Here is a 21121-nt window from a genome sequence, read left to right as displayed (position 1 = left end):
CTCGGGAGAGCGCTTTCCGATCCGGTTGCTCAGACGCGTTCGATGACGGTGGCCGTGGCGTGCGCGCCGCCGGCGCACATGGTCACCAGGGCGGTCGAGCCTCCGGTGCGCTCCAGCTCGCACAGCGCCTGGGTGAGCAGGCGGGAGCCGGTCGAGCCGACCGCGTGCCCGAGCGCGATCGCGCCGCCGTTCACGTTGACCCTGTCCATGTCGGCGTCGAACGCCCGCGCCCAGGACAGCACGACCGAGGCGAACGCCTCGTTGACCTCGACGAGGTCGATGTCCGGCAGCTTCATGCCTGCCTTGCGCAGCACGTGCCGGGTCGCGTCGATGGGCCCGTCGAGGTGATAGCAGGGATCGGAGCCGACCACGCCGGAGGCGACGATGCGCGCCCGCGGGCGCAGCCCGAGGTCGCGCGCCCGGCCCGCGCTCATCAGCAGCACCCCGGCCGCGCCGTCGCTGATCTGCGAGGAGTTGCCCGCGGTGTGGATGCCGCCCGGTATCACCGGCCGCAGGCTCGCCAGTGCCTCCCTGCCGGTGTCGCGCAGCCCCTGGTCCCTGGTGACGACGGCGGTCTCCCCCGTCGGCCCCTCCGGTCCCGTCACTGGCGCCTCCACCGCGAGGACCTGGCCGTCGAACCTGCCTTCCGCCCACGCCCGCGCGGCGCGCCGCTGGGAGCGCAGGCCGAGCGCGTCGGCGTCCTCACGGGTGATGCCGCGCCGCTGCGCGATCCGCTCGGCCGCGGTGAACTGGTCGGGCAGGTCCAGCGACCAGGACGGCGGGAACGGGCTGCCAGGGCCCGCGGTGACCGCGGCGCCGAGGAAGACCCGGCTCATCGACTCGATCCCGCAGCCGATGCCGACGTCGATCGCCCCGGCCGCGATCAGCCCGGCGACCAGGTGGACGGCCTGCTGGCCGGAGCCGCAGGCACAGTCGATCGACGTGCAGGCCGTGGTGTACGGCAGGCCCGCGTGCAGCCATGCCTGGCGGGTGACGTTGTTGGCCTGCTCCCCCGCCTGGGTGACGCAGCCGCCGATCACCTGCTCGACCGTCTCGGCGGCGAGGCCGTTGCGCTCGATCAGTGCCCGGTGCACCACGCCGAGCAGCTCGGCCGGGTGCAGCCCGGACAGGGCGCCGTACCGCTTGCCGACCGGTGTGCGCACCGCGTCGACGATGACGGCCTCGAACGGGGATGCCACCTTCAGCGTCATGAGGAGAGGCTAGAAATCTTCTCCGGTGCGGACACGTCCAGGTCCCGCTCAGTGGTGCGTGCCCGCGATCGCGAAACAGGGACCGGAGTCAGGCATGAGCGGACACCTCCACCATCGCGAGCACGTCGACGGTCACGCCGACGCGGGCGGCCGCCTGGGTGGCCTGTGCGATGTGGTCCTTGAACGCGCGTGCGTGCGGCTCGGTGTCGAAGACCGCGACCGTGTGCATCTTGCCGGTCTGCGCGTCCCGCATCCAATAGCCGCTGACGAAGCCCGGCCGCGCGGCGGTCTCGGGCACCACGGCGGCGCGCAGCGCCTGTTCCTGCTCGGCCCGCCGGCTCTCGTCGGCGGACCAGATCCCTACAACCGCGTGCATGGCCCGCACGCTATGGCCGGGACCGGCGCCGGGCATCCGTGCGACCACTCATCCGCGGTACCTATCCGTGTGCCCTATCGTGTGCCCTCTCCGTGTGCCCTCTCCGTGTGCCAGGAGGCGATCCGGGCCCGCGACTCGAAGCCGAGCTTCACCAGGATGTGCGCGACGTGGTTCTCGACCGTGCGCACGGACAGGTAGAGCCGCTCGGCGATCTGCCGGTTGGACAGCCCTTCGGCCACCAGGGCGGCGATCTGCCCCTCGCGCGGGGTCAGCGGGCCGGCCGGCGGCGTGACCACCACTTCGGCCACCACTTCTGCCGCCCTTTCGGCCACCGCTTCGACCGCCGCCTGGAGCGTCGCCAGCCCCAGCCGCCGCGCCAGGTCACCGGCGGCGTCGAGGTGCTCGCGGGCGGCGGCCCGGTCACCCTGGTCAAGCGCCGCGCGGGCCAGTTCGAGGTGGACGTGTCCGGTGGCCGGCGCGAACCCCAGTGCGAGGCTCGTGGCCAGCGCGACGCGCAGGTGCTCCCCGGCGGCCTCCGCGTCGCCGAGAAGCCGGGCGAGCCGGCCCAGCCGCAGTGCCACCGGACCAAGCCCGGGGCCCAGCGGATCGGCGATCACCTGCCGGTCGGCGAACGTCAGCAACTGCGTGTAGACCCACGCACCGGTCTCCCGGTCGCCGAGCGCGACGCACACGTCCGTCATCCCGGACATCGCGACGACCCACTCCCGGGCGTGCCGCGGGAACGCGCCGAGGTGCGGGACCAGCGACGGCCACATCGCCCGCACCTCGTCGATGCGGCCCATGTGCGTCAGCACGTTCACGTGCCAGGCGCGGGACAGGAACGGGCCCTGCTCGGTGAACGCGCGCACCGCCCGCTCCACCGGCTCGTATCCCTCGCCGGTGAGCTGCGCGAGCGCATCGGCATAGATGAGGTGGAAGAATTCGGCCCCCTCGTGCCCGGCGCGCCGGCCCCGCGCCTGCCCCTCCGCCATCAGCTCGGCGGCCAGGGCCAGCCGGCCCTCGCTGAACGCGACGGACGCACGCACCAGGGTCAGCCGCCACGTCCACAGCGGCTCGCGCAGCTGGTCGACGGCGCCCGCGAACTCGGCCAGCTCGGTGTCGAAGGGCACCCGGCGGCCCAGCTCGGCGAACGCGCCCAGCCGCCACAGATGGCCCCAGGCCGCGTACTCCGGGCGGCCGACCTCGCGGCCCAGCCGCACCGCGCGCTCGCCGAGCGAGAGCCGCTCCAGCACGTGCCCCGCCCCGGTCAGCTCGGTGCCGCGCGCCTGCAACGCGAGGAACACCGCGTCCGGGTCGCCGCCGTACGTCGCCTCCGGGCCGGGGCCGAACGGGTCGGCGGTGACGACCAGTTGGGCGAGGACCCGGGCGCGGCGCACCGGCTCGGTGTCGCCGAGCAGCGGCAGCGCCGCCCGGCACAAGGCGTGGATCCGCGGGGTGACCGAGGAGTCGGTGACCCCGCGCAGGACCGTTGCCGCGTCCGCGAGCACGGCCGCGTCGCCCGCGGCCCGGCCCAGGTCGGCGGCCTCCTGGCAGCAGCGCCAGGCGGCGTCCACCGCCCCGGCGCGGAACTCGCAGCCGGCGAGGTCGAGCAGCAGCCGGGCCCGGGTTCCGTCGTCCGCCCGGGGAAGCAGGCCGAGGGCGGCCCGATACTGGTATGCGGCGTCCTCGTACGCGAGCCGGCCCCGGGCCCGCTCGGCGGCGCGCAACGTGACCGTCAGCGCCTCCGCCTCGCCGCCCTGGCGCAGGTGATGCGCCACGGTCTCGATCGGGCCGTCGGCGACCGCCGCAGCGGCGCGCGCGTGCAGCTCCTGCCGCCCGGCAGGCCCCAGCTCGGCGTAGAGCACCTCCTGGGTGAGCACGTGGTCGAAGCGCAGCACGGGCCCGTCGGCGACGAGCACCCCGGCGTCCAGGGCGGCGTCGAGGGCGGCGTCGAGGGCGGGGCCCAGCCGCGTGACCGTCTCGTCGCGCGTCAGGCGCACGGTCGCGGCGAGGGTGGCCGCGTCGAACTCCCGTCCGTGTACGGAGGCCCGGCGCAGCAGGAGCCGGGTATCGGCGGGAAGCGCGTCCAGCCGCCGGCCGATCGTCGCGCGGATCCCGCGTGGGAGCCGCTCGCCGGTGCCCGCCAGCCGGGCCAGCCCCACCACGAACAGCGGGTTGCCACCGGACCGTTCGCCGATCGCGCGCAGCGTCGCCGCGTCCAGCGGGCCCGCCGCGGCCCTGGTGGCCAGTTCGGTGACGTCGCCGGCGGCGAGCGCGCCGAGGCGGATCCGGTGCGCCCCGCGCTCCCGGCCCACCGCGCTGAGCACCTCGTGCCGGTCCGTGCCGGCCTGCCCGTCGCGGAACAGCGCCAGCAGCATCAGCGGCAGGTCCGCCGCCTCGGACGCGACATGCTGCAGCAGGCGTAACGAGCCGAGGTCGGCGGCGTGCAGGTCGTCCAGGACGAGCAGCAGGCCGTCACCGGTGGCCCGGTCGCGCAGCGCCTCCACGACCGCGTCGAACCGCCGATATCGGGTGACCGAGGCGTCGGCGGGCTCGTCGAGGCCGGTGGCCGGGGCCCGGAAGGCGTGCAGGATCTGCAGCCACGGCCGGAACGGCGCGCCCGGCTCGACTTCGAGACAGGACCCCCAGGCGGTGGCGTGCCCGGCGGCTCGTGCGCGCCGGGTCAGCGCGTTCGCGAACGCGGTCTTCCCGGCGCCGGCCTCGCCCTCGACCAGGACGACGGCGCCCGATCCGGCCCGCACCCCGGATAACCGGGTCTCCGCCTCGGCCAGCTCACGCCCACGCCCGACAAGCTCCGTCACACGAATACCGTACGGGCAGCCGGCCGCCGAAATGATGTGTCCAATCAGTACGTCGAATGAGTATGCCGGATGAGTGTTTTCCCGGACGACCACCCGGCTCCGTGCGACCTACGGTCCCGGCATGGATGACCGTTCCGTCGACCGGGAGCTGCCATGAACCCGACCCTCAAGTGGGGCCTCGCCCTAGCCGTACTGCTGGGCCTGCTGGACATCGCCGGCGTGTCCGGTCTGTGGGCCGACGAAGGACCCCCGGCCGCGCTCGCGATCGGCGGCGGGGTGGTCGGGGTCATCACGATCGTGGCCGCGGCGCTCGCCCGGCGGCGCGGCGCGATCCCTGTGGTGATCGGCTCCCGGGTCGTCTCCGCACTGCTCGGCCTGCCGGTCTACTGGGCGGACGACGCCCCGGACTGGTCGAAGATCGTCATCGGGATCGCGATCGCGGTCACCGTGGCCGCGATCGTTCTGCTCGCCGTCGGCCGCCGGGCACCTCAGCCGGCCTGAGTCCCGTCCAACCGCCTGATCGGAGAACCGCGTGATCGCCAGAGTCGCACGGTGGGAACCCATGCCCACCGACGACCGTGACTGGGTCGTCGAAGCCGCCGCCTCCGTCCCCGGGGTGCGCGCCACCTACCATCTGCTGGACCCGGCCACCGGCAACGGCCTGTCGATCGCCGTTTTCGACGACGACGAGGCCGCCGCCGCGGCCGGCGAAGCGATCCGGCGCCGGGCCGCCGAGATCGGCTGGAACGACCAGCCCCGGCCGCGCTTCACCTCCGAAACCTTCTACCAGGTCATTCGCGGCACGCCGAGAGCCTCACCCGCGTACGGAACGTCGTGCGCGGGCGGTGAGGACGGGAGCGGCGACGGCCGCCGCGAGCACCATCGAGCCGAGCCCGAACCCCGCGAAAAGGTACGTGAGGATCTCCGGCGCCACGTCTGCAGCGTATGTGCCCGGAGCCGATCGGTCAGGGGGAAACTGGGCCGGCCGCCGCGTTCGACCGGGGCGCGAGCAGGAGCCGGCAGGCGATCCGGATGTCGCTCTCGGTGTCGGTGACCGACGCCCTGCCGTTGAGGCTCATCTGCAGCACGCCATACCAGCACTGCATCAGCAGCCGGATCAGCGTGACGTCGGTGACGGTGGGCTCGGCGACGCCGAGCGTGCGCAGGACGATCTTCCGGAACGTCCGGTCGATCCGGCCCACGTCGGCCACCGCGGCGGCGTTGGCGGCGCTCGCCGACTGGAGCATCGCGGTGGCGAGCGCGGGGCGGCGCAGCAGCCGCCTGCTGGCGAGCACGAGCACCTCGCCGACGGCGTCCTCGGGCGTCATCCCCGGCTCGGGCCGCGGGAGGCTCTCGCCGAACCTGTCGACCTGTTCGGCCAGCACCGCGGTGAACAGATGCGTCTTCGAGGGGAAGTAGCGGTAGAGCGTGGCGATCGCCACGCCGGCCTCCTTGGCCACCTCGTGCATCTGGACGCGCTCCAGTCCCTTTTCCGCGCCCAACCGGGCGGCGGCGCGCAGGATGCGCAGGTGACGGGCGCGCTGCTCGGGTGAGCTCGGCTCGGCCGACGCCCTGACCTCGGCGATCCTCGGCACGTCTCCCCCCTGGTCCTTCGTCCGTCGCGACGACGATACACAGCGGAGCTTCCCCGGCCGCCAGTGGTCCATACCACTCAGTGGGACGTACGGGCCGGTCAGACGCCCGGGAATGCCCTCAGATCAGGTTGTCCTCGACGGTCAGGCCGAACTCGCCCCTGCCGTACATCGCGAGTGCCCGCTCGACGTCGTTGGCCACGTGGACGCTGCCCGCGTGGGCGTCGCGCCAGGCCCGCTCGATCGGGTTGCCGCGGCTGAGCGAGTTGCCCCCGGCGGTCTTGAACAGGATGTCGATGGCCTCCAGCGCCCGCTCGGTGGCGCGCACCTGGTCTCGGCGCACCCGCAGCCGCAGCTCGGCCGGGATCGTCTCGCCCCGCACCGCGTGCTCGTACACCTCCCGCACGTTGCGGTCGGTCTGCAGGATCGCCGCGTCGATCTCCGACGCCGCCCGGGCGACCGCGACCTGCGCGAACTGGTCCTCGGCGAACCGGCCGCCGCCCAGGCTGAGCCGTACGCGGTCGCGCATCGCGGTCACGTACGACCGGTAGCAGCCGACGGCCATCCCGATGACCGGGGCGGTGATCGTGGTGGTGAACACGGTGCCGAACGGGATGCGGTAGAGCGGGCCGGTGTTCACCTTCTGGCCGGGGCCGCGCAGCTGCGCCATGTCGTGGTTGCGCATCACGCGGTGGGCGGGCACGAAGGCGTCCTCGACGAGGATGTCGTTGCTGCCCGTGCCGCGCAGGCCGATGACGTCCCACACGTCCTCGATCACGTAGTCGGAGCGGGGCACCAGCACGGTCAGGAAGTCCACCGGCCTGCCCTGGTCGCCGAGGACCAGGCCGCCCAGCATCGCCCACGACGCGTGCTCGCAGCCGGAGGAGAACCGCCACCTGCCGGACAGCCGGTAGCCGCCCTCGGCGGGCACGAGCCGCCCGACCGGCGCGTACGACGAGGAGATGAGCGCGTCCTGGTCGCTCCCCCACACCTCGTCCTGGGCGGCCTCGTCGAACAGGCCGAGCTGCCAGGGGTGCACGCCGAGCACGGCGACGGTCCAGCCGGTGGACCCGCACACCGCGGAGATCTCCCTGACCACCTCGTAGAAGCTCACCGGGTCGCTCTCCGCGCCGCCGTACCTCTTGGGCTGCAGCATCCGGAACACCCCGGCCCGGGCCAGCTCCGTGATCGACTCGGCGGGGACCCGGCGGTCCTCGTCGGTGGACCGGGCCCGTTCGGCGATCTTCGGCAGCAGCGTGCGAACCGCGTCGATGACCTCGTTGCTCATGGGGGAGTTCTCCGTGTCACGCTCGTCGGTCAGTTGCCGTCCATGATGGCGGTGCCCTGTTCTCCGACGCGCAGCCGGGCGGCGATGCCGTCGAGGACGCTGTCCAGACCGAGCTCGAACTGCCAGTCGTCGTCGTCCTTCCTGACGCCCTGGCGGATGTAGCGCTCGAAGGCGGGATAGCGGCCCGAATCCAGCAGCCACCTCATCCGGGACGAGTAGAGGGTGCGCAGGTCGTCCATCTTCTCCGCGCCCTCCTTGCGCATCAGCCTGTCCATCCTGATCCGCGAGGTGGTCGCCCCGGTGACGAACGCGGTGACCGTGCCGATGACGGTCATCGCGGTGTCGGCGTCGAGGCCGAGGCCGTCCAGCGACGCGAGCAGCCGGTCGAGGCGCGCGACGAAGTTGGGGGTCAGCGGCCCGGAGCCGGCCGTGGTGTCCACCAGCCAGGGATGGCGCAGGATGAGGGCGCGCAGCCGCAGGGCGGATACGCGCAGGACCTCCCGCCAGTCGCCGCCTTCACCGCCGCCTTCACCGCCGCCCTCACCGGCTCGCGCCTCCTCGGCGTAGACCCTGTCGACCATCAGCTCGATCACGTCGTCCTTGCCGCGCACGTAGCGGTAGAGGCCCATGGTGGCGACGCCGAGCCGCTCGGCCAGGCGGCGCATGGAGACCGCGTCGAGCCCCTCGGTGTCCGCGATCTCCACGGCCGCCGCGCCGATCTGCGCGTGGGTCAGCGCCGCGCGGGGAGGCCGGGCGGGGCGCTCCATCCGCTCCCAGATGGACTCGCGGACCGCGCCGGTCACGTCGTCAACGCCGTCCGTCTTGTTCCCGGCCATCGTCGTGCTCCTCCCGCTTCGCTGTGTACATCGTACTCGGACTTGTACATCGTACGCATCTGCGCGTACGGTGTACCCGCCGCGTACGGCGTACTCACCTCGGGAGGAATCATGTCCGGAGAAGACCGGCTCAACGTGGGAATGATCATCGGCAGCGTCCGGGACGGGAGGGTCGCGCCCCTCGTCGCGAACTGGTTCGCCGCTCAGGCCGAGCGGCGCGACGACGTGGCGCTCGACGTCATCGACCTGGCCGAGACCCGGCTCCCCGACGGGCTGCGCGGGCACCTCGGCGGCGAGAAGCCGGAGGAGGTCGTCGGGCTGCGGCCCCGGGTGGAGGCGGCGGACGCCTTCGTCGTCGTGACCCCGGAGTACAACCGCAGCTTCCCCGCCGCGCTCAAACTGATGATCGACAGCTATCACCGGGAGTGGGCGGCCAAGCCCGTCGGATTCGTCTGCTACGGCGGCATGTCCAGCGGCCTGCGGGCCGTCGAGCAGCTCCGGCTTGTCTTCGCCGAGCTGCACGCGGTGACGATCCGCGACTCCGTCGCCTTCCAGAGCCCCTGGACGCTGTTCGACGCGGAGGGGAACTGGCCGAAGGACCCCGCGGGCCCGGAAGGCGCCGCCAAGGTCATGATCGACGAGCTCGTCTGGTTCGGCCGGGCCCTGCGCCAGGCGCGGGCGGCGCGGCCGTACGGGGGCTGAGATGGGTTCCCTGCTCCGCTCCGGCCTGCGCCCGCATCGCGGCGCGGTCGCCCTGATCGGCGTGCTCCAGATCGCGCAGGCGCTCGCCGCACTCCTGCTGCCCACGATCAACGCCACGCTGATCGACGACGGCGTGCTGCGCGGCGACACCGGGCTCATCCTGCGTCTGGGCGGCGTCATGGTGGCCGGGACGCTGGCCCAGGTCCTGTGCTCGGCCGTGGTGGGCGCGCTCGCGGCCAGGACCGCCGCCGCCGTCGGTCACGAGCTGCGCGCGGCCGTCTACGCGAAGGTCCAGTCGTTCTCCTCGCGGGAGGTGGGCCGCTTCGGGGTGCCGTCCCTGATCACCCGGACGATCGGCGACGTGCAGCAGGTGCAGACGCTCGTCTTCATGGGGCTGACCGGCCTGGCCGGCACGCCCATGATCTTCCTCGGCGGGGTGGTCATGGCCCTGCGCCAGGACCTGCGCCTGTCCACGCTGCTGCTGGTCGCGCTGCCCGCGCTGTCGGCCGTCCTGTGGGTGATCCTGCACCGGCTCACCCCGCTGTGGCAGGCGACCCAGCACGGCGTCGACCAGGTCAACCGGCTGATGCGCGAGCAGATCACCGGCGTCCGCGTCGTGCGGGCCTTCGCCGCCGAGGACCGCGAAAGCGCCAGGTTCGCCGAGGCCAACGACGCGCTGCTGGGCCTCGCCGTACGCGCCGCGCGGCTGGTGGCCCTGATGTTCCCCGCCGGGATGCTGATCGGCAACCTGTGCGGCGTGGCGGTGGTCTGGTTCGGCGGGCATCTCGTCGGCGACGGCGTCACCCCGGTGGGCTCGCTGGTGGCGTTCCTCAACTACCTGGCCGTGATCCTGGGCTCCGCCCTGCTCGCGACGTTCACCGTCCTGGCCGTGCCGCGCGCCCGGGTCTCCGCCGTACGGGTGCGGGAGGTGCTGGAGACCGGGACAGAGCCGGACGCGTCACCGGCTCACAGCAGCCCCGCCCGGCGGGACCGGATCTGGATGGGCGAGGTGGAGGTCCGCGACGCGCACGTGCGCTATCCGGGGGCCGAAGAGCCGGTGCTGCGGGGCGTGCGCCTCCGCGTCCGCCCCGGCGAGACCGTCGCGGTCGTCGGCTCCACCGGCTCGGGCAAGACGACCCTGCTGAACCTCGTGGCCCGGCTGGTCGGCCCGGCCGCCGGGCGGGTGCTCCTCGACGGGACGGACCTCGCGTCGCTGCCGCCCGAGGAGCCGGCCGGCGTCGTCGCGCTGGTGCCGCAACGGCCGCACCTGTTCTCCGGCACCGTCGCCGCCAACCTCAGGTACGGCAGGCCGGAGGCGACCGACGCCGAGCTGTGGCACGCGCTGGAGGTGGCGCAGGCGCGCGACGTCGTGGAGGCGCTGCCGGAGGGCCTGGAGACGCCGCTCGGCCAGGGGGGCGCCTCGCTGTCCGGCGGCCAGCGGCAGCGCCTGACGGTGGCGCGGGCCCTGGTCGCCCGTCCCCGGGTGCTGCTCCTCGACGACCCGTTCTCCGCCCTCGACCCGATCAACGAGCGCGCGCTCGCCGACGCGCTGGCACGCGAGACCAGCGACGTCGCCGTCGTCCTGGTCGCCCAGCGGATCTCCTCGGCCCGGCACGCCGACCGGGTGGTCGTGCTCGACGAGGGCCGCGTCGCCGGAGAGGGGACCCACGAGGAGCTGATGGCCTCGTGCCCCGCCTACCGCGAGATCGTCTTCTCCCAGACGGGTCAGGAGGTGGCCGCATGACGGCCCCCAGCCGTGGAACCGTCCGGCGTCTGCTGGAGACGGCCCGCCCCGAACTGCCGCTCGCCGTGGCCGCCCTGGCCTGCGCGGCCGCCGCCGTGGCCCTGAGCGTGGCGGTCCCCCGGCTGCTCGGCGCGGCCACCGACCTGGTGCTGCCGGCCGTGTCCGGGCACCGTCAGGTGGACTTCGCCGCCACCGGCCGGATCCTGCTCGCCGCCCTCGCCTGCTACCTGGCCGCGTTCCTGCTCACCCTCGCCCAGCAGCGGACGACCGCGGCCATCGCGCAGCGGCTGGTGTTCCGGCTGCGGGAGCGGACCCAGGCCAAGTTCGCCCGGCTGCCGCTGGCCTACTTCGACGAGCGGGAGCGGGGCGACCTGCTCTCCCGCGCCACCAACGACGTCGACAACGTCGGTCAGACGCTCCAGCAGGTGCTCAGCGTGGCGGTCACCGCGCTGCTCACGCTCGCCGGCGTGCTGGTGATGATGGTGTGGACCTCGCCGCTGCTCGCCCTGGTGTCGGTGCTCATGGTGCCGCTGTCCGTCGTGGCGGCCAGGGTGGTCGGCGGCCGGGCCCAGCCGCGGTTCGCCGAGCAGTTCGCGGCCACGGGCCGGCTCAACGCGCACGTCGAGGAGATCTACACCGGGCACGCCCTCGTGAAGGTCTTCGGCCGGCGGCGCGAGGCCGTGCGCGAGTTCGGCGAGCGCAACGACGCGGTGTTCCGCGCGGGGTTCCGGGCGCAGCTGCTGTCGAGCCTGATCGGCCCGTCGATGTCGCTCGTCATGAACCTCAACTACGTGCTCGTCGCGGTCATCGGCGGCCTGCGGGTGGCGGCCGGCTCGCTGTCGATCGGCGACGTGCAGGCGTTCGTCCAATACTGCCTGCAGTTCGGGCAGCCGGTGAACCAGGTCACGTCGATGTCCACCCTCCTGCAGTCGGTGCTCGCCTCTGCAGGGCGGATCTTCGAACTGCTCGACGAGGACGAGGAGGAGGAGCCCGTCGCCGACCCCGTCCACCTGCCTGCCACGGCCACCGGCCGGGTGACGTTCGAGAACGTCTCGTTCCGGTACGTGCCGGACCGGCCCCTCATCGAGGACCTGTCCCTGGTCGCGGAGTCTGGGCAGACCATCGCCATCGTCGGCCCGACCGGCGCGGGCAAGACCACGCTGGTCAACCTGCTCATGCGCTTCTACGACGTCACGGGCGGGCGGATCACGGTGGACGGGGTGGACATCGCCCGGGTGCCCAGGCAGGAGCTGCGGACGCGGATCGGCATGGTGCTCCAGGACACCTGGCTGCGGCACGGCACGATCGCCGGCAACATCGCGTACGGCGCCGGAGACGTGCCGCGCGAGCGGATCGTCGAGGTGGCCAGGGCCACGGGCGTCGACCACATCGTGCGCACACTGCCCGACGGGTACGACACGGTGGTCGACGACGACGGCGAGGGTTTGAGCGCGGGTGAGCGGCAGCTCGTCACCATCGCCCGCGCGTTCCTGGCCGATCCCCCGATCCTGGTGCTCGACGAGGCCACCAGCGCGCTCGACACCCGCACGGAGGTGCTGGTGCAGCGGGCCATGACCTCGCTGCGGGCCGGACGCACCGGGTTCGTCATCGCCCACCGCCTGTCGACCATCAGGAACGCCGACCTGATCCTCGTGATGGACGAGGGACGGATCGTCGAGCAGGGCACGCACCACGAACTGCTCGCGGCGGACGGCGCGTACGCCCGGCTGTATCGCGCGCAGCTTCCCGGGGCCCAGCTCCCCGGGGCCCAGCTCCCCGGGGCCCGGCCGGAGCGGTCAGCTGTGTGAACCGCCGTCCACGCGGACCTCCACGCCGTTGAGGTAGGCGCCGTCCGCCGAGGCGGCGTACGCGATGGTCCCGGCGATGTCCTCCGGGCGGCCCGGCCGCGGATGAGCGTCACCTGTGCTCAATCCCATCTGCGGGCCGGGAGGCCGAGCGCCGATCCCACCGTGGCAGAACCCGCGCCCGGCCGCCCCCGCCCTCCCGCTCAGTGGGAGTCCCGCCGGGTCACCGGGTCTCGTGGCGCCGCTGGCAGGCGATGCAATACCGGGCCAGGGGCCGGATCTTCAGGCGGCCGAACGGGATGGCCCCGGCGCAGTCGGCGCACCGGCCGTAGCTGCCCTCCTCGATCCGCTCCAGCGCCCTGCGCAGCTCGGCGACCGCCCGCTCGGTGGCGGCGACGTCGGCGAGCAGGGCGAGCCTCGCGGTGTCGTCGTTGCCGCCGTCGACGGCGGCCCGCAGGTCGCGCAGCTGCACCTCCCGCCACTGGAGCTGCTCTTCAAGGTCCGCGCGCATGGCCTGCGTCTGCGGCTCGCTGATCGCGGTGAACTCGTCACTGGTGGTCATCGTCGAGGTCCTTTCGAGTGTTCTCGACTGTGGGCCGTCATGCCGACAACCGGGTCTCTCCGGCGCATGACGCGCAGACCTGCACGTGCGGCATGCGCCGGAGCCGGTCGAGCGGCAGGAACGCCTCGCATCGGGTGCAGGTGCCGTAGAGGCCGCGCTCCATCCGCTCCAGAGCCGCCTCGATCTCGGCGACCTCGATCGTGGCGGCCTCGCCCACGGCGGCGTGGAGCCGCTCCTCGAGCAGCGTGCGCAGCTCGGACATCTGCGCGGAATACCGCCGGCACTCCTCCATGAGGAGACGCGGCGACCTGATCTCTGCCATAGGCGGCATCACTCCAGGTGAAAGATGATGTGGGCGCGCGGGCGCGCGCCTTCGGCGCACCGGGGCTGCCGGTACGCGAGACGAGTACGCGGGAACGGCCCGCGTACGACGGTGATGGGAAGGCTTCGCCCGTGACAGGGCGCGGCTACGCGAAATCCCGTGTCGCAGCGCTCATGTCACAGCGCTCATGTCACAGCGCTCATGTCACAGGGCGCGGATTACAGCGCTTGTCTCAGATGGCCTGTGGCGGGCTGCGCGAGCCGGCGGTGCGATGACCGGTCTGCTGGGGGCTGAGGACGATGTCCTCGTGATGCCGGGCGGGCCCCGGCGGGGTTACGGGTGCCGCGGCCACGGCGACGCGCGGCCGGAACGGGAACGGCAGGTGCTCGGCACCGGCGGCGCTCGTGGGCAGGGTCGCCGACTGCGGCGTCCACGCCCCCGGCGTCCACACCTCGGCGGCGGCCTGCGGCGCGCGCTGGGCGGGATCGCCGCCATACCAGGCGGGCGTGGAGGCGACCAGTGCGAGGGCGAGCATCAGCAGGCCCACCACCAACGTGAAGGCGGTGGACCCGCACGTGCCACGTCGCAAGGTCGCCATGTGACCGACCATAACCCACCTTCGCGAAACGGTCATCCGCGTTTCCTGCGCCCGTGTTCTGTGCCCGTTTCTGGGCCCGTTTCTGGGCCCGTTCCTGTGCCCGTTTCTGGGCCCGTCTCCCGCGGGCACGCTCGCCCGGAACCGGCTACGGTGGCCGCAAGACCGGGCGGACGCGGGAGGGGGAGACCGTCGTGCGACGTGGGCTGACCGCCGCGCTGCTGCTCCTGCTGCACGCGATCCTCCTGACCTCCGGCGGCACGCCGGCGTCAGCGTCGGCGCACGCGCCGGCGTGGGGGACGGCGTGGGGGACGGTTCATCGCCCCGCCGCCCGCCACGTCGTGGCGGCACCGGCGCGTGACGGGGCACGGCTCACGCACACACGGCTCATGGGCACGCGCGTCTGCGCCCCTGCCCACGCCACGCGGCCGGCTCAGGGTGATCCGGCCCGCGTCCGGACGGGCGGGGCCGGCTCCGGCGCCACCGGCGGGCCGGTCGTGCTGCCCAACCCCGCGGTGCCGCGCGGCGGCACCCGGGTCACCCGGGCCGGTCCGCGTCACGACGGCCCGCCCGCCCAGCGCACGCGTCGCGCCGCCGCGGCCCGCGCCCCTCCCTCCACGGCGTACTGAGACCGCTCTCACTCGTCCCACTCGTACGCCTGTGGAGGCTTCATGTCCCGTGCGCCCCTGTGGCGCGCGGTGGCGGCGCTCGCCGTCATCGCGATCTCACTGCTGCTCGCTCTCACCATTGCGCCGCGCCTCGGCCTCGACCTGCGCGGCGGCACCCAGCTCGTCTTCGAGACGAGAGACTCTCCCACGGTCAAGGCGGACGCCGACGCCGCCGACCGTGCCCTCGACGTGCTCCGGCGCCGGGCGGACGCCCTCGGAGTCGTCGATCCCACCCTGGTCCGCTCCGGCGAGAAGCGGATCATCGTCGAACTGCCCGGCGTGCTCGACCCGCGCGAGGCCGCCGCGGTCATCGGCAAGACCGCCCAGCTCAACTTCCATCCGGTGCTGAGCGCCGCCGAGGAGGGTGACACGGACGCGATCGCGGACGAGAGCGGCCGGAAGCTGAAGCTCGGGCCGGTCGCGCTCAGCGGGGCCGGTGTCGCCGACGCCGCCGCGCGCAGCGACCCCCAGGCGGGGCCGGGCTGGTTCGTCACGATCGATTTCAAGGAACCCGGTCCCTGGCGGAAGCTGACCGGCGAGGCGGCCTGCGCGCCGCTCGGCGACCACAAGCGCCGCGTCGCCATCGTCCTCGACAACGAGATCATCTCCTCGCCGCAGGTGGACGAGTCGATCGCCTGCGGGGTGGGGATCGGCGGCGGCACCACGCAGATCACCGGGTCGTTCACCCCGCAGGAGGCGCAGAACCTCGCGGTGCTGATCAAGGGCGGCTCGCTTCCGGTGCCGCTTGAGCTGGTCGAGCAGCGTACGGTCGGCCCGACCCTCGGCGCCGACGCCATCGCGGCGAGCGCCAAGGCCGGCGTCGCCGGGGTGATCCTGACCGCGGTGTTCATCGGCATGGTCTACCGGCTGGTGGGCGTGCTGGCCGCGGTCGCGCTCGCCTGCTACGGCCTGATCTCGTACGCCGGGCTCGTGGCCATGGGGGCCACGCTCACGCTGCCCGGCCTGGCCGGGTTCGTCCTGGCGATCGGCATGGCGGTGGACGCCAACGTGCTGGTCTTCGAACGGGCCAGAGAGGAGTTCGGCGACGCGCCCCGGCGGGGCCTCAAGGCGGCACTCGACCGGGGCTTCAAGAACGCCTGGAGCGCGATCGCCGACTCCGGCATCACCACCCTGCTCGCCGCCGGGCTGCTGTTCTGGCTGGCCTCGGGGCCGGTGAAGGGCTTCGGCGTGACGCTGGCCATCGGCGTGCTGGCCTCGTTGGTCTCGGCCATGCTGATCACCCGGGTGCTCACCGCCGCGCTGATCGGCAGGATCGGCCCGCGGGCGTCCGGCATCGGCTCGATCGGCCGGGTCAGGACGTGGCTGACGCGGCGCGACCCGGACCTGATGCGGCGCGGGCGGCTGTGGCTCGCCGTCGCGGCCGGGCTGCTCGTGGTCGCGGGCGCGGGCCTGGTCACCCGCGGCCTCAACTACGGCGTCGAGTTCACCGGCGGCCGGATCGTGGAGTTCGGCACGAGCAGGCCCGTGGACGTCGCGGCGGCCAGGCAGGCGGTGGCGGACGCCGGGTTCCCCTCGGCCGTCGTGCAGCGGTCGGACGACGCGCTCTCGGTGCGCACCGGGCAGATCAGCGCCGACGACGTGGTCCGCATGGAGGAGGCGCTCGACCGGCGCGTGGGCGAGGTCGCCAAGCAGCGCGACGAGCTGATCGGGCCGAGCCTGGGCGAGGAGCTGCGCCGCAACGCGATCATCGCGCTCGCTGTCGCGCTCGCCGCACAGCTCGTCTATCTGGCGCTCCGGTTCCGGTGGACGTTCGGCACGGCGGCCGTGGCGGCGCTGTTCGTGGACGCGGCCGTCGTCGTCGGCGCGTTCGCCTGGATGGGCAGGCCGATCGACGGGGTGTTCCTGGCGGCGATGCTCACGATCATCGGTTATTCGGTCAACGACAAGGTCGTGCTGTTCGACCGGGTGCGCGAGCTGTGGCCGGTGCGCCGCCGCGAGCCGTTCGGCCGGGTGGTGAACGCCGCGATCCTGCAGACCGCGCCGCGCACGGTCAACACCGGGCTCGGGGCGCTGTTCATCCTGGCGGCGCTGGCGGTGTTCGGCGGCGACTCGCTGCGCGACTTCGCCGTCGCCCTCCTGATCGGCATCGTCGCCGGCACGCTGTCGTCGTCGTTCGTGGCCGGGCCGGTGGCGATCGCGCTGGAGCGGCGCTCCGGCCAGGCGCCGCCGGCTCCCGCCGCGCCCCGGGTCAGGCCCGTACGCCGCGACGACTCCGGCGCGGTGGTCTGAGGCCGGTACGGCTCCCGGCGCGTCCCCCGGGGCGGGCGATCCGCCCCGGGGGACGCCGGGCTGTCGGCGGCGCTGCCAGCGGCGTTATCGGCGGCGTTATCGGCGGCCGAGCGCGCGCAGCTGGGCGGGCGTCAGCGAGGAGACGTTCTGGTCGATGGGCTCATCGGTGTACTGGTGGATGGCCCAGGTCTTCCAGTCGGCGGGCGGCGTGATGTCGCCGGGGGCCTTGCTGTAGTGGGCCACCCACAGCGGGTACTGGCCGAGGCCGCGGCCGTACTTGTTGGCGAAGTTCCACCCGCTGTAGAACATCGGCCTGGTGCCGGTCTTGGCCGTCACATACTCCAGCCAGGTCTTGGCCCACTTGTTGACCTGCTCGACGGACTCGCCGTCCGCGGTCTCCAGGTCGAGGACCAGGATGTCGCCGGGCTTGCTCGGCTGCGAGTTCACCACGCTGAGGAAGTGGTCGGCCTCGGCGATGGGGTCGTTGGAGGGGTGGCCGTAGTGGTAGGCGCCGCGGACGATGCCCTTCTTGGCCAGCTCCCGCCAGTGCCGGGGGAAGGACGAGTCGACCCAGTCGGTCCCCTCGGTGGCCTTGATGAAGCCGAACTGCGCGCGGCTGTTCATCCAGTCGTGGTCGGCCTCGTAGCCGGAGACGTCCTGACCGTACGTGTGCGGGTTCGCGTACGCCGGGGCGGCGGGCAGAGCCACGGCCGCGGTGATGCCGGCCGTGGCGGCCGAGACCGCGAGGGTCGCCGCCGCGAGGGCGGAGCGCAGGCGCCGGCGCGAGTGCCGGCCCCCGAGGGAGAGCCGATGGGTGGACATGACGAGGTTGACTCCTTGCTTCCATGCCGCCTACCGGGTTAGCTGACGGGTTCGGGCAGGAAGTGCCCTACGGGCGCATCTGGGGGCCTGCGCTCCGATTCACCCCAAAGAGAGTGGGTCCCCGGCTCCACATGACGCGGATTCGGCGGCCGCGCGGTCATGGGACCACGCGGACCGGGCAACGACACGGCAAGGGATGGGTCGCCGGAGGCGGGTCGTTACCCCATACCGTGTGCCCTAAAGGTACACAATCCACCAGAATGGTGTAAACAGGACAAAACACGCCTTTACCTGGCACAACGCGGCAGCACCTGGTCCGGACCCGCTCGAAGTAAAAGCCGTGGCTAACAACGGTAAGTAGTCGATCTCTCACCGACTGTGCAAGTCTCGTCGCCGTGAGGGTGAGAAGCGTCCCCCGTCATGTGGCGTGCGTCATGGACGGGAACGGCAGGTGGGCCGCGCAGCGGTCCCTGCCCCACACCGAGGGGCATCGGGCGGCCGAGGCCGCTGTCCACGGCGGCCGCCGCGACATCGTCGAGGCCGCCAGGTCGCTGATCCGCGACGGCGTGCCGCCCGAGCAGGTCACCGAGGAGAGTTTCGCCCTTCGTCTGCCCCACCCGACATGCCGGAGGTCGACCTCGTCATCCGCACCTCCGGCGAACAGCGCATCTCCAACCTCATGCTCTGGCAGGTGGCGTACGCCGAATGGGTCTTCCCCCGGGTGCTGTGGCCCGACTTCCGTGCCGGGCACTTCTGGGAGTGCCTGGAGATCTACCGGCGGCGCCACCGCCGGTTCGGCGCCACACCGGCACCGATCTCGGCACCGATCTCGGCACCGGTCTCGGCACCGACACCGACAGGAAAGGGACGTCGATGAGTGACGCAGCACCGGGATCCATGCTCCACGAGCTGACCCGGCAGACGCGCTGGGGGCTGGTGGCGACCCGGGCCATCGTCCTGGAGGCCGCGCACCCGCAGATCGGCGCGGCGCTGATCACCAACTCGACCTTCGTCGCGCCCCCGTGGCGCCGGCTGCGCAACACCGTGCTCAGCGCGCAGCGCATAGTGGACCCCGACATCCGGGTGCGGCAGCGGGAGGCGGCCCGGCTCAACCGCCTCCACGCGCGCATCACCGGCACCGACGCCGAGGGCCGCCCGTTCAACGCCGCGGACTCCGAGGCGCGCGCCTGGGTGGTGGCGACGCTGTTCGAGTCCACGGTCACGATGTGCCGGTTGAGCGGCGAGTCCCTCGACGGTCCGGTCCTGGAAAGGCTGTACGCCGAGTTCCAGTCGTTCCTCACCCTCATGGACCCCTACGTGGGCAGGCTCCCAAGGCGGGGGCGCTCCTGCGCCTCCTCACACCCGGCCCGGAGGCGGCCGGCACCGCCACCACCTCCGCGGCCGCCACCGGGGGCTCCGCCGTACGATCCGCCGCGCGGTTCTTCTCCGAGGTCCTCGACCAGACCGGCGACGGCCACCTCGACTGGCCCGACCTCGCCGCGATGGCCAGGGAGATCGCCACCCGCCTCGACCTGGAGACTCAGGACGAGGACCGCCTGTTCGCGGCCTTCGCCGACTGGTGGCGGGAGCTGCAGCAGGAGCTGGACACCGACGGCGACGGACGCATCACCGGCCACGAGTACGCCGCGGCCTCCGCCGCCCTGGCCGGCCCGGCGCTCATCAGGATCGCCGAGGTACTGTTCGACGTCACCGACACCGATGACGACCAGACCATCGATGCTGAGGAGTACCGGTCTCTCTTCCGTACGGCGTTCGACCACGACTCGGGCGACGACGATGATGACGGGCGGCTGACCCGGGGTGAATTCGTCCGCCGGTTCCTCGGCTTCATGGCGGGCCGCCGGCACTCCGGCGGCTACGACCAGATGTTCGCCCAGGCCTGACGCGCTGTCGCCGCGGCCGAAGTCCAGGTCCCTGCCCGTGCGTGCGAAGGCGTAGAAGCGCTCGACGGTCTCGGCCAGCGCGCCCGCCGGGACACCGATCCGGCCCGCCAGCTCGGCGAAGGTGTCCGCCCGGAAAGCGATGCCCTGGCCGTAGAACTCCTGCGGCACCGGCATGCCCGGCATGATCTGCGCGAACGGATAACGCGCCCGTGCCTAGGCGTCCATCACGAACCAGGCCGGGACGTGCCCGCCCGCGCCCTGGTCGTGCACGAAGTTCACGTACGGCACGGACTCGTCGGTGAACCTCCTGCCGTCCGCCGAGACGATGATCGACGGCGGGATGCACCGCTCGGACACCAGCGCGATCGTCTCCCCGGCCGGGTGCGTACGGCCCGCTGTCGTACGCGGCCAGCGCGGCGGCCATGCCTCCGCCCCCGCTGCCGACGATGACGATGACGATGACGATGACGAGGTCGAACTCCTCATCCCACGCGGTCACCGCTCCTCCTTCCGCGTGTTGCCCCGCGACCAGTAGGGCGGGGTGTCCGGCTTCGCAGCGGGGAGCGTCTCCCGCTCGGAGTGCAGCACGCCGTGCTCGGTCGCGAGTTCCCGTAGGGTCGACTCATAGGTCAGCTCCGTCATCGTCCATGCCGAATCACCGGAGTGCCGGACTCGTGACGCTAACTGGACAGACACACCGAATAGGGCGATCATCCCGATGAGCGAGATCGGGACAGGCAGGCTCGGTGACCTGCCCGGACCACGCTCCCGCCGGTACGTGCCTTCGGTTGACCGGGATCCCCTTGCGGGCCGCACATGAGGGGGTTTGTAAGTTCGTCACCTGAGGCATCGACACGCACGCGAGGTGAGTCCATGACCGCTGTACCCGCCGACCCCGAGTTCACCGAGCCGGCACCGCCCACACCCGCCGAGTTCCGGCGCGCGCTGGGCATGTTCGCGAGCGGTGTGACCGTGGTGACGGGCCTTGACGACGGCGAGCCCGCCGGTTTCGCCTGCCAGTCGTTCGCGTCGGTGTCCCTCGAACCGCCTCTGATCCTTTTCTGCGCCGACCACAGGGGCCGCGCCTGGCCGCGTATCAGGAGGTCGGGCCGCTTCTGCGTGAACGTCCTCGGGGAGGACCAGGTCGATCTCTGCGGCCGGTTCGGGTCCAGTACGGGCGCGAAGTTCGCGGGCCTCGACTGGGACCTGTCGCGATGGGGCACCCCGTCCTTGCGGGGAGTGCTGCTGCGCGTCCACGGCGAGATCCGCGACGTGCACGTCGCCGGCGACCACGACGTGGTCATCGGCCACGTCAACGAGCTCGAACCCGTCGTCACCGAGCAGCGCCCCATGCTGTTCTTCCGCGGCCGGTTCGGCCTCGACCAGGACGACCCGGCCGCCGCCCTCGGCCCCAACCTGTGGGGCTGGGGCGACCATTGGGGCTGATGATCCCCTCTTCTCTACGGCCCATACAGCGAGCCGCACCCCCTCTTCAACAACCCGCGCCCGCCTCGCCGGACGAACGCCCCCAAGCCGCATGACACAAGTCCGTGGCGCGCGCGGTGCCGGCCGAGCGCCCCTCACCCGTATGACACGAGTTCCTGGCGCGCGGTGCAGGCCGA

Annotated in this window: 23 protein-coding genes and 1 riboswitch; of the genes, 9 read left to right on the top strand and 14 right to left on the bottom strand. The window is 72.8% G+C overall.

Annotation, left to right across the window (positions count from 1 at the left end):
- Nucleotides 1-29 precede the first annotated feature (29 nt).
- The 3 genes from HCK04_RS17655 to HCK04_RS17645 all read right to left on the bottom strand — a co-directional run bounded on the left by HCK04_RS17655 (nucleotide 30) and on the right by HCK04_RS17645 (nucleotide 4409).
- Nucleotides 30-1211, bottom strand: coding sequence for a steroid 3-ketoacyl-CoA thiolase (locus HCK04_RS17655; RefSeq protein ID WP_142648439.1), 1182 nt, complete (start codon nucleotides 1209-1211; stop codon nucleotides 30-32).
- An 88-nt stretch (nucleotides 1212-1299) separates the two neighbouring features.
- Entirely contained in the window at nucleotides 1300-1587 is a 288-nt protein-coding gene (locus HCK04_RS17650; protein ID WP_142648438.1) for a hypothetical protein, read from the bottom strand.
- A gap of 74 nt (nucleotides 1588-1661) precedes the next feature.
- The gene (locus tag HCK04_RS17645; protein ID WP_168066023.1) at nucleotides 1662-4409 is read right to left on the bottom strand and encodes an AAA family ATPase; all 2748 of its coding nucleotides are present in this window, start codon (nucleotides 4407-4409) and stop codon (nucleotides 1662-1664) included.
- Between the two features lie 153 nt (nucleotides 4410-4562).
- Here HCK04_RS17645 and HCK04_RS17640 point away from each other — a divergent pair, with 153 nt between their 5' ends.
- Nucleotides 4563-4910: a hypothetical protein gene (locus HCK04_RS17640; protein WP_142648436.1), complete on the top strand. Its 348-nt coding sequence runs from the start codon at nucleotides 4563-4565 to the stop codon at nucleotides 4908-4910.
- 464 nt (nucleotides 4911-5374) lie between these two features.
- Here the strand turns inward: HCK04_RS17640 and HCK04_RS17635 are convergent, their stop codons facing one another.
- The 3 genes from HCK04_RS17635 to HCK04_RS17625 all read right to left on the bottom strand — a co-directional run bounded on the left by HCK04_RS17635 (nucleotide 5375) and on the right by HCK04_RS17625 (nucleotide 8125).
- The gene (locus tag HCK04_RS17635) at nucleotides 5375-6004 is read right to left on the bottom strand and encodes a TetR family transcriptional regulator (protein ID WP_142648435.1); all 630 of its coding nucleotides are present in this window, start codon (nucleotides 6002-6004) and stop codon (nucleotides 5375-5377) included.
- Between the two features lie 118 nt (nucleotides 6005-6122).
- Nucleotides 6123-7289, bottom strand: coding sequence for a 3-hydroxy-9,10-secoandrosta-1,3,5(10)-triene-9,17-dione monooxygenase oxygenase subunit (gene hsaA, locus HCK04_RS17630; protein ID WP_142648434.1), 1167 nt, complete (start codon nucleotides 7287-7289; stop codon nucleotides 6123-6125).
- Nucleotides 7290-7318: 29 nt separating this feature from the next.
- Nucleotides 7319-8125, bottom strand: a complete 807-nt coding sequence (locus tag HCK04_RS17625; RefSeq protein ID WP_142648433.1) for a TetR/AcrR family transcriptional regulator — start codon at nucleotides 8123-8125, stop codon at nucleotides 7319-7321.
- A 111-nt stretch (nucleotides 8126-8236) separates the two neighbouring features.
- Here HCK04_RS17625 and HCK04_RS17620 point away from each other — a divergent pair, with 111 nt between their 5' ends.
- The 3 genes from HCK04_RS17620 to HCK04_RS17610 are packed head-to-tail and all read left to right on the top strand — an operon-like array spanning nucleotide 8237 to nucleotide 12379.
- On the top strand, nucleotides 8237-8827 hold the full coding sequence (locus tag HCK04_RS17620) for an NAD(P)H-dependent oxidoreductase (protein ID WP_142648432.1): 591 nt from the start codon (nucleotides 8237-8239) through the stop codon (nucleotides 8825-8827).
- 1 nt (nucleotide 8828) lies between these two features.
- A complete protein-coding gene (locus HCK04_RS17615) occupies nucleotides 8829-10571 on the top strand; it encodes an ABC transporter ATP-binding protein (RefSeq protein WP_142648431.1) in 1743 nt (580 codons plus the stop codon).
- Nucleotides 10568-12379, top strand: a complete 1812-nt coding sequence (locus HCK04_RS17610) for an ABC transporter ATP-binding protein (protein WP_142648430.1) — start codon at nucleotides 10568-10570, stop codon at nucleotides 12377-12379. The genes HCK04_RS17615 and HCK04_RS17610 overlap by 4 nt, the downstream gene beginning before the upstream one ends.
- On the opposite strand, the gene HCK04_RS17605 is transcribed toward HCK04_RS17610, so the two are convergent.
- The 4 genes from HCK04_RS17605 to HCK04_RS17590 all read right to left on the bottom strand — a co-directional run bounded on the left by HCK04_RS17605 (nucleotide 12368) and on the right by HCK04_RS17590 (nucleotide 13858).
- Nucleotides 12368-12508, bottom strand: coding sequence for a hypothetical protein (locus HCK04_RS17605; protein ID WP_240971531.1), 141 nt, complete (start codon nucleotides 12506-12508; stop codon nucleotides 12368-12370). The genes HCK04_RS17610 and HCK04_RS17605 overlap by 12 nt on opposite strands.
- A gap of 91 nt (nucleotides 12509-12599) precedes the next feature.
- Nucleotides 12600-12938 carry a TraR/DksA family transcriptional regulator gene (locus HCK04_RS17600; protein ID WP_142648429.1) on the bottom strand — a complete coding sequence of 113 codons (339 nt, stop codon included), beginning with the start codon at nucleotides 12936-12938 and terminating at the stop codon, nucleotides 12600-12602.
- A gap of 37 nt (nucleotides 12939-12975) precedes the next feature.
- Nucleotides 12976-13260: a TraR/DksA C4-type zinc finger protein gene (locus tag HCK04_RS17595; protein ID WP_168066021.1), complete on the bottom strand. Its 285-nt coding sequence runs from the start codon at nucleotides 13258-13260 to the stop codon at nucleotides 12976-12978.
- Between the two features lie 232 nt (nucleotides 13261-13492).
- A complete protein-coding gene (locus tag HCK04_RS17590) occupies nucleotides 13493-13858 on the bottom strand; it encodes a hypothetical protein (RefSeq protein ID WP_142648427.1) in 366 nt (121 codons plus the stop codon).
- Nucleotides 13859-14049: 191 nt separating this feature from the next.
- Between HCK04_RS17590 and HCK04_RS17585 the strand changes: the two genes are divergently transcribed.
- Together HCK04_RS17585 and secD are read left to right on the top strand one after the other, a co-directional pair.
- Nucleotides 14050-14484 carry a hypothetical protein gene (locus HCK04_RS17585; RefSeq protein ID WP_142648426.1) on the top strand — a complete coding sequence of 145 codons (435 nt, stop codon included), beginning with the start codon at nucleotides 14050-14052 and terminating at the stop codon, nucleotides 14482-14484.
- Between the two features lie 42 nt (nucleotides 14485-14526).
- Nucleotides 14527-16773: a protein translocase subunit SecD gene (gene secD / locus HCK04_RS17580; RefSeq protein ID WP_142648425.1), complete on the top strand. Its 2247-nt coding sequence runs from the start codon at nucleotides 14527-14529 to the stop codon at nucleotides 16771-16773.
- Between the two features lie 96 nt (nucleotides 16774-16869).
- On the opposite strand, the gene HCK04_RS17575 is transcribed toward secD, so the two are convergent.
- Nucleotides 16870-17595 (bottom strand): GH25 family lysozyme, encoded by a 726-nt coding sequence (locus HCK04_RS17575; protein ID WP_142648424.1) that lies wholly within the window; start codon nucleotides 17593-17595, stop codon nucleotides 16870-16872.
- Nucleotides 17596-17607: 12 nt separating this feature from the next.
- Nucleotides 17608-17753, bottom strand: a riboswitch (cyclic di-AMP (ydaO/yuaA leader).
- Between the two features lie 260 nt (nucleotides 17754-18013).
- A complete protein-coding gene (locus HCK04_RS42465) occupies nucleotides 18014-18181 on the bottom strand; it encodes a hypothetical protein (protein WP_240971530.1) in 168 nt (55 codons plus the stop codon).
- 36 nt (nucleotides 18182-18217) lie between these two features.
- On the opposite strand from HCK04_RS42465, the gene HCK04_RS43635 reads away from it, so the two are divergent.
- A complete protein-coding gene (locus HCK04_RS43635; RefSeq protein ID WP_277351480.1) occupies nucleotides 18218-18472 on the top strand; it encodes an undecaprenyl diphosphate synthase family protein in 255 nt (84 codons plus the stop codon).
- Between the two features lie 349 nt (nucleotides 18473-18821).
- Entirely contained in the window at nucleotides 18822-19499 is a 678-nt protein-coding gene (locus tag HCK04_RS42455; protein ID WP_240971529.1) for a hypothetical protein, read from the top strand.
- 213 nt (nucleotides 19500-19712) lie between these two features.
- On the opposite strand, the gene HCK04_RS41190 is transcribed toward HCK04_RS42455, so the two are convergent.
- Complete coding sequence (locus HCK04_RS41190) at nucleotides 19713-19856, bottom strand: hypothetical protein (protein WP_205830387.1); 144 nt, start codon at nucleotides 19854-19856, stop codon at nucleotides 19713-19715.
- Nucleotides 19857-19994: 138 nt separating this feature from the next.
- Complete coding sequence (locus HCK04_RS17555) at nucleotides 19995-20141, bottom strand: hypothetical protein (protein ID WP_168066019.1); 147 nt, start codon at nucleotides 20139-20141, stop codon at nucleotides 19995-19997.
- A 231-nt stretch (nucleotides 20142-20372) separates the two neighbouring features.
- Here HCK04_RS17555 and HCK04_RS17550 point away from each other — a divergent pair, with 231 nt between their 5' ends.
- On the top strand, nucleotides 20373-20945 hold the full coding sequence (locus tag HCK04_RS17550; protein WP_142648423.1) for a flavin reductase family protein: 573 nt from the start codon (nucleotides 20373-20375) through the stop codon (nucleotides 20943-20945).
- The last annotated feature ends 176 nt before the right edge of the window (nucleotides 20946-21121 follow it).

This window comes from Microbispora sp. CL1-1 (assembly GCF_012034195.1).
GTDB lineage: Bacteria > Actinomycetota > Actinomycetes > Streptosporangiales > Streptosporangiaceae > Microbispora.
Note: the sequence above shows the minus strand (reverse complement) of the source record. Positions and strands in the feature narration are given on the sequence as shown.

Coding starts and splice junctions, on each gene's coding strand:
- HCK04_RS17655 (WP_142648439.1), bottom strand. CDS start 1,211: ATGACGCTGAAGGTGGCATCCCCGTTCGAGGCCGTCATCGTCGACGCG.
- HCK04_RS17650 (WP_142648438.1), bottom strand. CDS start 1,587: ATGCACGCGGTTGTAGGGATCTGGTCCGCCGACGAGAGCCGGCGGGCC.
- HCK04_RS17640 (WP_142648436.1), top strand. CDS start 4,563: ATGAACCCGACCCTCAAGTGGGGCCTCGCCCTAGCCGTACTGCTGGGC.
- hsaA (WP_142648434.1), bottom strand. CDS start 7,289: ATGAGCAACGAGGTCATCGACGCGGTTCGCACGCTGCTGCCGAAGATC.
- HCK04_RS17625 (WP_142648433.1), bottom strand. CDS start 8,125: ATGGCCGGGAACAAGACGGACGGCGTTGACGACGTGACCGGCGCGGTC.
- HCK04_RS17620 (WP_142648432.1), top strand. CDS start 8,237: ATGTCCGGAGAAGACCGGCTCAACGTGGGAATGATCATCGGCAGCGTC.
- HCK04_RS17615 (WP_142648431.1), top strand. CDS start 8,829: ATGGGTTCCCTGCTCCGCTCCGGCCTGCGCCCGCATCGCGGCGCGGTC.
- HCK04_RS17610 (WP_142648430.1), top strand. CDS start 10,568: ATGACGGCCCCCAGCCGTGGAACCGTCCGGCGTCTGCTGGAGACGGCC.
- HCK04_RS17605 (WP_240971531.1), bottom strand. CDS start 12,508: ATGGGATTGAGCACAGGTGACGCTCATCCGCGGCCGGGCCGCCCGGAG.
- HCK04_RS17600 (WP_142648429.1), bottom strand. CDS start 12,938: ATGACCACCAGTGACGAGTTCACCGCGATCAGCGAGCCGCAGACGCAG.
- HCK04_RS17595 (WP_168066021.1), bottom strand. CDS start 13,260: ATGGCAGAGATCAGGTCGCCGCGTCTCCTCATGGAGGAGTGCCGGCGG.
- HCK04_RS17590 (WP_142648427.1), bottom strand. CDS start 13,858: ATGGCGACCTTGCGACGTGGCACGTGCGGGTCCACCGCCTTCACGTTG.
- secD (WP_142648425.1), top strand. CDS start 14,527: ATGTCCCGTGCGCCCCTGTGGCGCGCGGTGGCGGCGCTCGCCGTCATC.
- HCK04_RS17575 (WP_142648424.1), bottom strand. CDS start 17,595: ATGTCCACCCATCGGCTCTCCCTCGGGGGCCGGCACTCGCGCCGGCGC.
- HCK04_RS43635 (WP_277351480.1), top strand. CDS start 18,218: ATGCCGGAGGTCGACCTCGTCATCCGCACCTCCGGCGAACAGCGCATC.
- HCK04_RS17555 (WP_168066019.1), bottom strand. CDS start 20,141: ATGACGGAGCTGACCTATGAGTCGACCCTACGGGAACTCGCGACCGAG.
- HCK04_RS17550 (WP_142648423.1), top strand. CDS start 20,373: ATGACCGCTGTACCCGCCGACCCCGAGTTCACCGAGCCGGCACCGCCC.